The organism is Pseudomonas sp. NPDC090233, from assembly GCF_044772285.1.
Classification (GTDB): domain Bacteria; phylum Pseudomonadota; class Gammaproteobacteria; order Pseudomonadales; family Pseudomonadaceae; genus Aquipseudomonas.
Genome location: NZ_JBIVYQ010000006.1, coordinates 364,014 through 377,113 on the forward strand (window position 1 = coordinate 364,014; position 13,100 = coordinate 377,113).

The 13,100-nt window shown below is 62.2% G+C and carries 11 protein-coding genes; 10 read left to right on the top strand and 1 reads right to left on the bottom strand.

All coding sequences use genetic code 11. The features are described from left to right. The first annotated feature begins 68 nt into the window (after window positions 1-68). The 8 genes from ACIQUF_RS18900 (at window position 69) to ACIQUF_RS18935 (ending at window position 9,278) form a co-directional block, all read left to right on the top strand. On the top strand, window positions 69-905 hold the full coding sequence (locus ACIQUF_RS18900; protein ID WP_403134134.1) for a 23S rRNA (adenine(2030)-N(6))-methyltransferase RlmJ: 837 nt from the start codon (window positions 69-71) through the stop codon (window positions 903-905). A 219-nt stretch (window positions 906-1,124) separates the two neighbouring features. Further along, window positions 1,125-2,882 carry a carbamoyltransferase gene (locus ACIQUF_RS18905; RefSeq protein WP_016501928.1) on the top strand — a complete coding sequence of 586 codons (1,758 nt, stop codon included), beginning with the start codon at window positions 1,125-1,127 and terminating at the stop codon, window positions 2,880-2,882. Beyond that, window positions 2,866-3,999: a glycosyltransferase gene (locus tag ACIQUF_RS18910; RefSeq protein WP_403134136.1), complete on the top strand. Its 1,134-nt coding sequence runs from the start codon at window positions 2,866-2,868 to the stop codon at window positions 3,997-3,999. The genes ACIQUF_RS18905 and ACIQUF_RS18910 overlap by 17 nt, the downstream gene beginning before the upstream one ends. Further along, a complete protein-coding gene (locus tag ACIQUF_RS18915; protein ID WP_403134484.1) occupies window positions 3,999-4,895 on the top strand; it encodes an antimicrobial resistance protein Mig-14 in 897 nt (298 codons plus the stop codon). Before ACIQUF_RS18910 ends, ACIQUF_RS18915 begins: the two co-directional genes overlap by 1 nt. Then, window positions 4,892-6,295 carry a PIG-L deacetylase family protein gene (locus ACIQUF_RS18920; protein ID WP_403134138.1) on the top strand — a complete coding sequence of 468 codons (1,404 nt, stop codon included), beginning with the start codon at window positions 4,892-4,894 and terminating at the stop codon, window positions 6,293-6,295. Before ACIQUF_RS18915 ends, ACIQUF_RS18920 begins: the two co-directional genes overlap by 4 nt. Window positions 6,296-6,343: 48 nt before the next feature. Further along, entirely contained in the window at window positions 6,344-7,300 is a 957-nt protein-coding gene (locus ACIQUF_RS18925) for a glycosyltransferase (protein WP_403134141.1), read from the top strand. 67 nt (window positions 7,301-7,367) lie between these two features. Next, entirely contained in the window at window positions 7,368-8,141 is a 774-nt protein-coding gene (locus ACIQUF_RS18930) for a glycosyltransferase family 2 protein (RefSeq protein ID WP_403134142.1), read from the top strand. Between the two features lie 45 nt (window positions 8,142-8,186). Further along, window positions 8,187-9,278, top strand: coding sequence for a glycosyltransferase (locus ACIQUF_RS18935; RefSeq protein ID WP_403134143.1), 1,092 nt, complete (start codon window positions 8,187-8,189; stop codon window positions 9,276-9,278). A 3-nt stretch (window positions 9,279-9,281) separates the two neighbouring features. On the opposite strand, the gene ACIQUF_RS18940 is transcribed toward ACIQUF_RS18935, so the two are convergent. Further along, entirely contained in the window at window positions 9,282-9,887 is a 606-nt protein-coding gene (locus tag ACIQUF_RS18940; protein ID WP_403134145.1) for a toluene tolerance protein, read from the bottom strand. Between the two features lie 99 nt (window positions 9,888-9,986). On the opposite strand from ACIQUF_RS18940, the gene ACIQUF_RS18945 reads away from it, so the two are divergent. Further along, the gene (locus ACIQUF_RS18945; protein ID WP_403134146.1) at window positions 9,987-11,162 is read left to right on the top strand and encodes an O-antigen ligase family protein; all 1,176 of its coding nucleotides are present in this window, start codon (window positions 9,987-9,989) and stop codon (window positions 11,160-11,162) included. Window positions 11,163-11,177: 15 nt separating this feature from the next. Next, the gene (gene msbA, locus ACIQUF_RS18950) at window positions 11,178-12,986 is read left to right on the top strand and encodes a lipid A export permease/ATP-binding protein MsbA (protein ID WP_400796751.1); all 1,809 of its coding nucleotides are present in this window, start codon (window positions 11,178-11,180) and stop codon (window positions 12,984-12,986) included. Window positions 12,987-13,100 lie beyond the last annotated feature (114 nt).

The following is a 13,100-nucleotide window of genomic DNA, read 5'->3' on the forward strand; positions in this document are numbered from 1 at the left end:
CCGATCAGCAGTCGGGCCTGACTCCGCCCGCAAGGCAAGGTAAACTTGCCGGCTTCGCAGGAGTTGCCATGAACTATCGTCACGCCTTCCACGCCGGCAACCACGCCGACGTTCTCAAACACATCGTGCTGACCCGCCTCATCGCCCTGATGTCGCGCAAGGAGCAGCCGTTCGCCTACATCGATACCCACGCCGGCCTGGGTCTGTACGACCTGCAGGGCGATCAGGCGACGCGCACGGGTGAATACCTCGAAGGTGTTGCGCGCCTGTGGAATCGTGATGACCTGCCGGCCATGGCGGCAGACTACCTGCGCGTCATCAAGCGCCTTAATGCCGATGGCGAGCTGCGTTACTACCCAGGCTCGCCGGAGCTGGCGCGCCGCCTGATGCGTCAGCAGGACCGTGCCTTGCTCAACGAGAAGCACCCTGAAGACGGCCCGCTGCTCAAAGAAAACATGAAAAAAGACCCGCGCGTGGTCGTGCACCTGGGTGAGGGCTGGTATGTGCCGCGCGCGCTGCTGCCGGTGCAGGAAAAACGCGCAATCATGCTGATCGACCCGCCGTTCGAGCAGGCCGATGAGCTCAAACGCTGCACAACCTCGTTGAAAGAGGCGATCGGCCGCATGCGCCAGACTGTCGCCGCCATCTGGTACCCGATCAAGGATCAGCGTTCGCTGACCCGCTTCTACCAGGACTTGACCAGCACTGGCGCGCCAAAGCTGTTGCGGGTCGAGTTGTATGTGCACCACCAGGACAGCCCGCAGGGCTTGAACGGCTCCGGTCTGGCCATCGCCAACCCGCCGTGGGGTCTTGAGGACGAACTCAAGGAGCTGTTGCCCTGGCTGGCCAAAGAGCTGGCGCAGACCGCCGGCAGCTACCGGATGGACTGGCTGATCGCTGAATAAGCAGGCCTGTGAGCGCGCCGCGCTAACTGTGGGAGCGGCTTTAGCCGCGAATCAGGCGGCGCGCTGGATGGCACCGGCTTCGCCGGTGTTCGCGGCTGAAGCCGCTCCTACAGGTTAATGCAGTGTCTCTTTTGTTGTTTGCGTTATAATCCCGCCTTTTAGCCGCCACCCGCCCACGAGGCCGCTGGCGCATCTCTACCGAATGAAGAGGCTAATCCCTTGGCATTGACGATTCTTGGCCTGTCCGGCGCCCTTAGCCATGACCCTTCCGCGGCCCTGTATATCGACGGCAAGCTGATTGCCGCCGCCGAAGAAGAGCGCTTCGTGCGTGACAAGCATGCGAAGAACCGCATGCCCTACGAGTCGGCGAAGTTCTGCCTGGAACAGGCTGGCATCAAGCCGTCCGACGTCGACGTGGTCGCCATCCCGTTCGCCCCGATCAGCCTGTTCGGCAAGGCCCGCTGGCACTACGCCAAGCGCTACTGGTACGCCCCGGACCGCGCCCTCGACGCGATCCTGATGGGCAACCGCCGCTACAAGCGCTATCGCAAGAAGATCGTCTGGTGCCTGGAGCAACTGGGCTTCGACCCGAAAAAGGTCAAGATCGAGCCGGTCGAGCACCACCTGGCCCACGCGTCCAGCGCCTACCACTGCTCGGGCTTCAAAGAGAAGACCGCGATCCTTGGCATCGACGGCAAGGGCGAGTACGCCACCACCTTCTTCGGCTACGGCGAAAACGGCAAGATCCACAAGATCAAGGAATTCTTCGATCCGGACTCGCTGGGCGGCCTGTATGGCGCGATCACCGAATTCCTCGGTTTCGAAATGCTCGACGGCGAGTTCAAGGTCATGGGCATGGCGCCGTATGGCGACGCCAGCAAATACGACTTCTCGCGCCTGGCCAGCTTCGAAAACGGCGAACTGGTGATCAACACCGAGTACGCCAACGTCATCGGCCTGCGCCGCTATAAAGAGAAGGGCAAGGGCTTCTACTTCTCGCCGAAGCTGATCGAGTGGCTGGGTCCCAAGCGCGAAGGCGACATCGCCGACGAGCCGTACATCCACTACGCAGCCAGCATGCAGGCGCTGTTCGAGAAGCTGGCCCTGCAGATGATCGACCACTACCTGGGCGACACCCTGCGTGAAACCGGCAAGCTGGCCTTCGCCGGCGGCTGCGCGCTGAACGTCAAGCTCAACCAGAAGATCATCGCCCGCCCGGACGTCAAAGAGCTGTTCGTCCAGCCGGCTTCCGGCGACGCCGGCACCGCAGTCGGCGCCGCCGCTTACGTTTCCCACGCCCGTGGCGTGCCGGTCGAGAAGATGGAGCACGTCTACCTCGGCCCGTCGTACTCCAACGAGGACGTGATCGCCGCCTGCGCCCGTCACCCGGACCAGCCGAAGTGGCGCAAGCTCGACAACATGCCGCAGCAGATCGCCCAGATCATGGTCGATGGCAACCCGGTGGCCTGGTTCCAGGGCCGCATGGAGTTCGGCCCGCGTGCGCTCGGTGGTCGTTCGATCATCGGCTGCCCGAGCGTCGAAGGCGTGGCTGACCGCATCAACCACCAGATCAAGTTCCGCGAACGCTGGAGACCTTTCTGCCCGTCGATGCTCGACACTGTCGCGCCGCAGATGATCAAGGTCGACCACCCGGCGCCGTTCATGACCTTCACCTTCGAAGTGGCTGAAGAGTGGAAGACCCGCGTGCCGGAAGTGGTGCACGAGGATGGCACTTCGCGTGCCCAGGTGCTCAAGCGCGAGTACAACCCGCGCTACTACGACATGATGAAGGCGCTGGAAGACCTGACTGGCAACGGTGTGTCGTTGAACACTTCGCTGAACCGCCGTGGCGAGCCGATGATCTGCTCGCCGACCGATGCGCTGAACATGTTCTTCGGCTCTGACCTGCAGTACCTGATCATGGAAGACATCCTGGTGGTGAAGGACGGCGCAGCCGCGTATGACCAGCCGCTCTGAACCGCGCATCCTGCAGTTCTGCCATGGCTATGACGGGCCGTTCCTCGACTGTGCCCGTCAATACGCCAGCCTGTTTCAGGGCAGTGGCTACAAGGTCACCACGGTATTCCTCACCGGCGCCGCCGACCCCGAGGTTGCGGCCGGCTGCGCGTCGGACGAGGTGCTGTTTCTCGAATTCAGCTCCAAGGCCGTACGCGGCCTGAAGCTTGGCGCCATCCGCGCCCTGCGTCGGATTGCCGCCGAGCGCAATTTCAGTTTCTGTATCGCACACCGTTTCAAGCCGATCTACGTGGCCTTGCTGGCCACCGGTTTGCCGGTGATCGGCGTGCACCATGCCTTTGGCGACTACCAGCGCAAGGGGCGGCGGTTGTTCGCCAACCTGTTCAGCAAACGTTTGAGCCTGCTGGGCGTGTCGGATGCGGTGCGCGACGACATGCGCCGCTGCCTGCCGCAGTGGCCGGCCGAGCGCATCCAGACGCTGTACAACCGTATCGACATCGAGGCCTTGCAAGCGGCCTTGGTGCCGCGTGCCGAAGCGCGTCAGGCCCTGGGGCTGGATGCGCAGGCGTGGGTCGTTGGCAACGTCGGCCGCCTGCATCCGGACAAGGATCAGGCTACTTTGCTGCGCGGCTTTGCCGAAGCGTTGCCGGGGTTGCCGGCTGGCGCTCGTCTGGCGATTCTCGGCAAAGGGCGGCTGGAGCAGAAGCTCAAGGCCTTGGCCGCCGAGCTGGGCGTTGCCGGGCAGGTCGACTTCCTGGGGCAGGTGCCGGATGCCCGTCGCTATTTCCAGGCCTTCGACGTGTTTGCCTTGAGTTCCGATCACGAGCCGTTCGGCATGGTACTGCTCGAAGCCATGGTGGCCGGCGTACCTGTGCTGGCTACCGCGTGTGGCGGTGCGCGTGAGGTGGTCGAGGGCGTGGGCGTGCTGTTCCCGCTCGGCGATGCCGCGCAGCTGGCCCAGGGCCTGAAGCACATGTCGGTGCTGGACGCGCAGCAGCGCGAAGCCTGTGCCGTGCACATGCTGCAGCGCCTGCAGGAGCGTTTCTCCGACCAGGCGGTGCGCCAGGCGTTCTGGCAGTTGCCGCAGGTGCAGGCACTCCAGGTGAAGCAGGCATGATGCTCAATCACATTCAGGCCTTCCGTGAACGCGGCTGGCAAGTTATCGATGCCGCGGCTTATGCCGAGGCATGGGCGCGATTCGGCGGCAGTGTTGCCACGCATCCGCAGGTGATCGAACAACTCGCCGACCTGGCGCAAATTCCCGTGCGCTATCTGGGTTGGCATCAGGCCGGTGAGTTGAAGGCCGCCGTGCCGACCTGGGGCCGCCACCTGGCACTGTCCAAGGACGTGCTCAAACGTGCCGGCAAGAAAGGCCTGTTCGACCTGGGTAATGCCGAGATCATCCTGCCTGCCGCCGCCGACGCGGCGGCGCCGTTGCGCCATGCCGCACGCTACCTGTCCGAGCTGAACCAGGGGCGCTTCAGCGGCCTCAAGGCGCAGAAGGAACAGCTGGCCATGGCTCGCACCCCTGAAGACCTGTCGAAGAAGTTCCGCTACAACCAGCGCCGCGAGCTGCGTCTGCTGGAAGAGGCGGGCGGCATCGTGCGCCCGATCAGTGACTTCAGCGCCGTCGAGATCGCCGCCATGTACCGGGACCTGTTCCAGCGCCGCTGGGGCTTCCCGGCCACGGGTGCCGAGCACATGGCCGATGTGCTGGAGCGCTTGCGTGAGCTGCTGATCGGCTCGGTGCTGTTGCTCGATGACAAGCCCATTGCTATCCAGCTGGTCTATCGGGTGGAGGCGCCGGAGTGGATCAGCGTCGAGTACGTCAATGGCGGCGTCGACCCGGATACCAAGGCCTTCAGTCCCGGTAGCGTGCTGAGCTTCCTTAACACCCAGGCCGCCTGGGAAGATGCCCGTGCGCGCAACAAGCCCCTGCGCTTCTCGTTCGGCCGCGCCGACCGCGAGTACAAGGACCGCTGGTGCAACCCTGTGCCGGTGTTTCAGGCGTGAGCCGCAAGCAGCAGTTACTCAAGCGCCATCGGCGCAACAAGCGCCTGGGTCTGCTTGCCGGGTTGGTGGCGCTGGTTGGCCTTGGCATATTCATTTGCTGGTGGCTGCCGGTTCTGCTGTTACCGGTGCTCTGGGCCGCCCACGAGGCATGGTTCGCCGATCATCTGTTCTACGCGCCGGGCGAGGACTACGCCTACAACTTCGGCGAGCAAACCCGCGAAGTGCCTGTCGCCTTACGTGAGGGTCTGCTGAAGGTCGATACCGCCTTGCAGGGCGATGAAACCCTGATCCTCGAAGTGGGCGTTAAAAGCGGATGGCTTGGGCGTTTTCTCGACCCGCATGTCGAGCTGCAGGCCGATGGTCTCAGTGACCGGCAGGCGTTCGAGCGCGGTGTCGATGGGGTTCGCTTCCTCAACCTCACCGGGTTGGCTGCGCCGCTGATGGCCGGAACGCTGCGCGTACGCGGCCGCCATTGCCGCGTGCAGGGGCAACCGCACTTGTGGATAACGCCTGGCGTCGACCTGCAGCGGCGGCGCGTGATGGTCATCGCGCCCCATGCAGATGATGCCGAACTGGCGGCCTATGGCCTGTATAGCCAGGCTGACGAAACCTGGGTAGTCACCCTGACTGCTGGCGAGATCGAAGCTGAGCATTATCAGCAAATGGGCTTGGGCAGGGCCGAGGCGGCGCGACTGAAGGGTCGACTGCGCGCCTGGGACAGCATTGCCGTGCCGCGCTGGGCCGGCGTGCCAGAGTCGCGTTGCGTACAGCTGGGCTATTTCTGTCTGCAACTGCCCGTAATGCAGGCCGCTCCGGATGTGCCGGCCGCCTCTCGTGAAGCCGACCTGGCCGATATCCGCCTGTTCCGGCGCTTCAATCCGTTCCCACTGCCGGCGGACGCCGATGGTGCGCCGACCTGGCACAACTTGCTGGCCGACCTGCGCGCCTTGCTGGCAATGGCCAAACCGGATGTTCTGGTCATGCCTCACCCGCAGCTCGACCCGCACCCCGACCATATCTGTGCTCAGGCTGCAGTGCTTGAGGCACTGCAGGGCCTGGAATGGCAGCCGCAAACACTGCTGTGCTACGCCAACCACCTGCATGACAACGACCGCTGGCCGATGGGCGACAGCGGCGACGGTGTCGCCCTGCCGCCGCAACTGAGTGCCGATCAGGCCTGGGCGCCGTGCACCCTGGTACTGGATTTACCAACTCAGCAGGATAAGGCCATGGCCCTGGGCATGATGCACGACCTGCAACCGCGTGCGCCGTTCAAGCGCCGCTTGCGCCGCCTGCTGCAACGCTGGTTGGCCGGACGTCGGCCGTCGCCCTATGGGGAGAACGAGTTCTTCCGCAAGGCTGTGCGCCGGCACGAACTGTTCTGGCGCCGTGAACTCTAGATAACGCCCATGGTTGACCGCGATGGCGCTGAGCGCCCAAGGAAAGTAATGAAAGTCCTATTTCTGGTGCAGAAGGAACAGCGGGCGATCCTCGATCGCTTGTACGACGGCGTCGCGGCCAACTGTGAGTGTGACCTGCGCTGGCTGACCAGCGACGACCAGCGCAACCTGCGCCGGTACTTCAAGCGTGAAGTGCAGGTCGAGCGCTATGATCGCATCGTCTTCTTCCTGCGCTTCAAGCAGGAAATTCGCCAAGTGGCATTCATCCGTACGGTGCCGAACCTGGTCATCCTTGAACACGACGCCTATCAGAACTACATCCCCTGCAAGTACACCGGCAAGTTCAGCGCGCACTACCGCAAACTGCCGTGGGCGCGGGTGATCAGTTCGGGTTACATGGTCAGTGAACGTCTGCGCCAGGAAGGTTTCGATGCGGTGTTCGTGCCCAAGGGCTATGACGAGCATCTGCTGAGCGATCAGGGGCGCGAGCGCGACATCGACCTGGCGTTCGTGGGCAGCACCAACAGCGTCGCCTACAGCGGGCGCAAGGCACTGCTGGATGAATTGGGCCGGGTGGAAAATCTGGTAGTGACCCGCACCAAGTCCGGCGAGGATTACTGCAACACGCTCAACCGCATTCGTTTCTTCGTCAGTGCCGATGTCGGCATGGGCGAATACATGATCAAGAACTTCGAAGCGATGGCCTGTGGCTGCGTGCTGCTGGCATTCGACCAGGGCGAGGAAGAAAACCGCGCCTTGGGCTTGCAGGACATGCACAACATCGTGTTCTACGACAACATCCCGACGCTGCAGCGCAAGCTGCGCATACTGCGCGATGACCCGGCACTGGCGCGGCAGATTGCCGAGAATGGCCGCCATCTGGCAGTTTCTCGTTTCAGTTTTGGGGCAGTTGGCCGTAGCATCGTCGACCATATGCGCCCGGCACTCAGGCCGCACCCGCCGTTGACCACGTGGCAACGGCTGCGGCTGAAGCTGGGCTTTTGAATTCAAAGAACTTTCGTTTTCAGGGATGTAGGCGGAAAGTCGATTGTCGCAACGCGGAGGGAGTCCGGTGCGCTTTTCCCAAGAGAGTGATGTCACGCTTGTCGTGACCAGCTGCGGTCGTTTCGATCTGCTCAAAGAAACCCTGGAGAGCTTCGATCGCTATAACACAGCGCCCATACGCGAAGTCTTCATCACTGAAGACTCCGGCGACGATGCCGTGCATGGCGCTGTGCCGGCGCATTGGAAACCCCACTGCACGGTGTTCGTCAATCGTCCCAAGCTTGGCCAGCTGGCGTCGATCGACCTGGCTTACAGCCACGTGAAGACAGCCTACATCTTCCACTGCGAAGACGACTGGCAGTTCTATCGCCAGGCCTTTGTCGAAGACTCCCAGGCGGTCCTTGAGGTCAGTCCCGAGGTGCTGCAGGTCTGGTTGCGCAGCCATGCCCACGATCTGGCGATCCACAGCCCGTACATCCACCTGGGCGAGCGCCAGGTAATTGCCGGGGTGCCGTGCTATCCCCTGCACTCCGAAAAAGCCGAATGGCAGGCCTTTTCGCTGAACCCTGGTTTGCGTCGTCTGAGCGATTACCAGCGCTGTGCGCCATTTGCCGCCTATGCTGGTGAAAAGGCGCTTTCTCGACGCTACGCTGAGTTAAACCTTACAGCGGTCAAGCTCGAAGGTGATGCAGTCTTGCACACAGGTTTCGGCAGCCATGTGACCTTGCCTGAGGAAGTTCAGCGTAAGGCAAAACGGCGTAATCGCGATCGGGTAAAACTGGCTTTGACACTGGTCATGGGGGCCTTGGTAGGTATGGGAATATCCATTTTTGTTCACTGACACTGCAGTCCCACCTGGCTTGAGCGGGAGAGGGGCGCTATCCCTATGAACATCGTCAACATGATGTGGGCGGGCGGTTCACCGTACATGTCCATTCACAAGGTTCATCGGCAGGTGTTGTCGCACGCTGGCGCAGATGCCCATATCAGCAACTGGCTGTTGCTGGGCAGTGGCCTGTGCTGCGGGCTCGGCTCCACGCGCGAATGGCATATGCCACAACGCGCATTGAAGGGGCGGCACCTGTGGCGTCTGTTGCGTCCGTGGCTGCGTTTTCGATTGCGCAAGGCGCTGGCAGAAGCGCAGGCCGATGTACTGCTGCTCGACGGTGTGGGGGTAGCCCGGCTGGTGCTGCCTCTGCTGGAGCAGATTCCCGGCGTGCGGGCCAAGGTTCTGTTCCATGGCCAGACGCGGTTGAATGCCAGCGATGTCCGCTTGCTCTGCGCCGTACCCCGCGACCGTTTGAGCATCGCTGCCGTCTCGCATACGCTTGCCGATGCGCTGGAGCATGATCTTGGCCGTCCGGTACAGACCTTGCGCATGGCGCTCGACCCGCAGGCGTTCGTATCGTCCCTGATGAGCCGTGACCGTGCGCGCGAGGTGTTGTCATTGCCTGCTGGCAATGGGCAGGTACTTGGCGCCGTCGGCCGGTTGGTCGACAGCAAAGGTTTCGGGATGCTGATCGAGGCATTTGCCGCGCGAGCAGCCCTCCAGCCCGACCTGCAGCTGGCAATTATCGGTGATGGCCCATTGCGGGCTACCTTGCAGGCGCAGGTCGAGGCGCTGGGCTTGAGTGGTCGTGTCCGGCTCTGTGGCCATCACGATGACTTGCACCAGCTCTACCGCGCATTCGACTGGCTGCTGGTGCCTTCGCGCGCCGAGGGGCTAGGTTTGGTGGTGCAAGAGGCCGTCATGGCCGACGTTCCGGTGATCTGCAGCGATCTGCCGGTTTTTCATGAGCAATTGGGCGAGGCGGGCAGTTACCTGCCGGTTGCCGACGTTCAGGCCTGGGCCGCTGCGATAGAACGCTGTGATGCCTCAGGTGCAGCAGCGTTGGCCGTTCGGCAGCGTCAGGCGCTGGCACCTGACGCTGCCTGGCAGGCTTTCCAAAGCGCCTCGGCAAACCTGCTGCGCGGCTGAGGCTCAGCGCGCCAGCAGTGCGGCCTGGAAGTCGGCTAGAGGGAAGCGGTCGCCCAGCTTTTCCCGCTCGATGTAACTGACCATGTGTTGCACGTTGCGACGAATCATTCGGGCGGACAATGGCGGGCGCAGGAAGCGCATGTCTGCCACGTCGATCAGCCCCAGGCGTTGGTCGGGAGTGACCACTACGTTGCCCAGGTGCAGAGAGCGGAAGTAGATGCCACTGCGGTGCAACTGGCGAACCAGTTCGATCAGGCGGGGCAGGTAGTCGCCCCAGCTGAAATCGTCATCCCGCGACATCTGCAGCAGCGTGCGTCCCGGCAGAGGGCGGTACAGCACTGCGGTTCTGCCTGGCAGGTCGAGCTTGTGCTGGCTGATGACCTCAAGGGTCGGGACACCCAGCTGGGCCAGTCGCGCTGCGTTGTCGACGAATCGCTGAGAGTACGGGCGCAACAGCGCAGATGAAATCAACCGCTTCCTACGAAAAACCTTGAGGAAATTACCATCTTCAAGCAGGTAGACTTTGGCGCCATGGCTGTCTGCCTCTAAAACCTGGGCGCCACGTGTCAGCTGATCGAAGTCGACCTGGGTGAGCCGAGAGCATTGCATGAGTTGGGCCTTGTCGTCTGGCAAGCAAAATGACCGGCAATAATGCCGAAAATAATGCTGTAGCACCATGATGGTGTCTTAGATTCACCGGGGGAGCTGATGTTGTATCAAAAAAACTGGGCCCGCGCCTGGTTGGGGTTTGGTCTGGTCTGGTTCCTTGGCGCGATCGCCTTGGCGCCCAGCAACAAGGTTTACCAACAGGGGTTAGTGCTGTTTCTGTGGCTGCCGACTTTGGTACTGGCGTGGTCCGCCCGTGCGGTGCTGATCGAAGCCTGGCGTCGACAGCCTGCGCTGTGGGTCAGTGTGGTGCTTTTGATTGCCTGGTGTGCGATCAGCCTTGCCTGGTCGTCAGTCGAAGAGCCTGGGCGTGAGGCCAAGCGGCTGGTGTACATCATGGTTTTCCTGCTTGCATTCCCTTTGCTGGCGCAGGCCGGCACAGCACGCATGCGCCATCTGTTGCAGCTCGGCAGTGGCTTGCTGGCGGTTGGGGCGTTGGTTTCGATCGTGCAATTCTATGGCCTGCAGGGCCATTCGTTGATCCGTCGGCTGTATGGCATCGGTGAAATATCGCACCCGATCCTGGGGGCTTACGTGGTGGGCATCGCGGCACTGTCGTTGCTCTATCAGGTGCCTGGGCGCCGGGGTGCTCAGCTCGGCTGGATGTTGGCCCTGGCCTGCCTGGCGGTATTCATGATGCTCAGCCAGAGCCGCGGAGCGGTGTTGGCAATGCTCTTGACCGTGGTGATCGCACCGTTGTGGTGGCGTAACCGTCACAGCCGTCTGGTCGCCGCTCTTGCTCTTGTCGCCACTGCGCTGGCGTTCTACGTCGTCTATGACCGGATCAGCGCCCGTGGTTCATCGTACCGCCCGGAAATTTTCGCAGCGGTGCTGCAGATGATTGGCGAGCATCCATGGACCGGTCTGGGCCTTGGCGCGTCCTACAAGGTATTGACAGTCGGTATGCAGTTTGACCATTCCCACAACATGTTCACCCATGTTGCTGTGGAGTTGGGCTGGCCCGGCATGCTGTTGTGGGTCGCGGTATGGTTGTTCACTTTGGCTGAAATCGTACGTGCACGTCATACGCCGTTGGGCAAGCTTTTGCTCGGGCTATGGATTTTCTCCACCTTGGCCATGCAGTTCGACGCCGCCAGCCTGACCGCGACACCGCGCGCCGAGTGGTTTATCAGCTGGCTGGTGGTCGGTCTGGTCATGTTGTTGCCATGGGGGCGTGCCGAAAATGACGCCTGTGGTAAAATTTCCGGTTCAACCTGAACAGCGAGCTCGATGATGGCCGAAACACCGCTACCGGCGGAGCACACCTCCAGCCTGAAGATTTATTTCCGGCTGCTGAGCTACGTGAAACCTTACATCGGCATTTTTCTGCTGAGTATTGTTGGTTTCGTGATCTTTGCCTCCACCCAGCCGATGCTGGCCGGGATCCTCAAGTACTTCGTGGACGGCCTGAGCAACCCGGAAGCGGTGTTGTTCCCCAATGTGCCGTATCTGCGCGACCTGCAGTTGCTGCAGGCGGTGCCGCTGCTGATCATCCTGATTGCGGCGTGGCAGGGCCTGGGCTCGTTCCTCGGCAACTATTTCCTGGCCAAGGTCTCGCTTTCCCTGGTGCATGACCTGCGTGTCGAGTTGTTCAACAAGCTGCTGGTGTTGCCCAACCGCTATTTCGACAACCACAACTCCGGGCACCTGATCTCGCGCATCACCTTCAACGTGACCATGGTCACCGGGGCCGCCACCGATGCCATCAAGGTGGTGATCCGTGAAGGCCTGACCGTGGTGTTCCTGTTTGCCTACCTGCTGTGGATGAACTGGCACCTGACCCTGGTCATGGTCGCGATCCTGCCGGTCATCGCGGTGATGGTCAGTGTCGCCAGCAAGAAATTCCGCAAGCAGAGCAAGAAGATCCAGGTGGCGATGGGCGACGTGACGCATGTCGCTTCCGAGACCATCCAGGGCTACCGTGTGGTGCGCAGCTTCGGCGGCGAGGCCTACGAAGAGCAGCGTTTCAGCCGCGCCAGCCAGAGCAACACCGACAAACAGCTGCGCATGACCAAGACCGGTGCGCTGTACACGCCGATGCTGCAACTGGTGATCTACAGCGCCATGGCGGCCTTGATGTTCCTGGTGCTGTTCCTGCGGGGTGATTCCACCGCTGGTGACCTGGTGGCCTATATCACCGCCGCAGGTCTGCTGCCCAAGCCGATCCGTCAGTTGTCGGAAGTCAGCTCGACCATTCAAAAAGGCCTGGCCGGTGCCGAAAGCATCTTCGAACAGCTGGACGAAGCGCCTGAAGTCGACAGCGGCACCGTCGAGAAAGAGCGGGTTGAAGGCCGCCTGGAAGTCCGCAACCTGAGCTTCACCTACCCCGGTACCAACCGTGAAGTGCTGAGCGACATCAGCTTCACGGCCGAGCCTGGGCAGATGATTGCCCTGGTGGGGCGCTCGGGCAGCGGCAAGTCGACCCTCGCGGCGCTGATTCCGCGGTTCTACCACCATGACCAGGGGCAGATCCTGCTCGATGGCGTGGAGATCGAAAATTATCGCCTGCGCAACCTGCGCCGGCACGTTTCGCAGGTGACCCAACATGTCACGCTGTTCAACGATACGGTGGCCAACAACATCGCCTACGGCGACCTGGCAGGCGCGCCGCGCGCCGACATCGAGGCGGCGGCTGCCGATGCCTACGCCAAGGAGTTCGTCGACCAGTTGCCAAAGGGCTTCGACACCGACGTCGGTGAAAACGGCGTGCTGTTGTCCGGTGGCCAGCGTCAGCGCCTGGCAATCGCGCGGGCTCTGTTGAAGAACGCCCCTTTGCTGATCCTCGACGAAGCCACCTCGGCGCTGGACACCGAGTCCGAGCGGCATATCCAGGCTGCCCTGGACCATGTCATGCAAGGCCGCACCACGCTGGTGATCGCCCACCGCCTGTCGACCATCGAGAAGGCCGACCAGATCCTGGTCATGGACCAGGGCCGCCTGGTCGAGCGCGGTACCCATGCCGAGCTGCTGGCAGCCAATGGCTATTATGCCCGCTTGCATGCCATGGGCCTGGAAGAGCCGGCGAAGGCCGATATCACCTGAGTTCACCTTCATCGGGGCCGTTCGGCCCCGATTGTCACGGGAATTTTCCAGGGGCCGATCTGGCCATAAAGCCGTCGCTTACCCTGTGCTAATATCCTGCCCCTGTTCATTATT

Bases quoted from the DNA above. Each gene is read 5' to 3' on its own strand.
- ACIQUF_RS18940 (WP_403134145.1), bottom strand. From the start codon at position 9,887: ATGCAATGCTCTCGGCTCACCCAGGTCGACTTCGATCAGCTGACACGT.
- ACIQUF_RS18945 (WP_403134146.1), top strand. From the start codon at position 9,987: ATGTTGTATCAAAAAAACTGGGCCCGCGCCTGGTTGGGGTTTGGTCTG.
- ACIQUF_RS18900 (WP_403134134.1), top strand. From the start codon at position 69: ATGAACTATCGTCACGCCTTCCACGCCGGCAACCACGCCGACGTTCTC.
- msbA (WP_400796751.1), top strand. From the start codon at position 11,178: ATGGCCGAAACACCGCTACCGGCGGAGCACACCTCCAGCCTGAAGATT.
- ACIQUF_RS18925 (WP_403134141.1), top strand. From the start codon at position 6,344: ATGAAAGTCCTATTTCTGGTGCAGAAGGAACAGCGGGCGATCCTCGAT.
- ACIQUF_RS18915 (WP_403134484.1), top strand. From the start codon at position 3,999: ATGCTCAATCACATTCAGGCCTTCCGTGAACGCGGCTGGCAAGTTATC.
- ACIQUF_RS18935 (WP_403134143.1), top strand. From the start codon at position 8,187: ATGAACATCGTCAACATGATGTGGGCGGGCGGTTCACCGTACATGTCC.
- ACIQUF_RS18910 (WP_403134136.1), top strand. From the start codon at position 2,866: ATGACCAGCCGCTCTGAACCGCGCATCCTGCAGTTCTGCCATGGCTAT.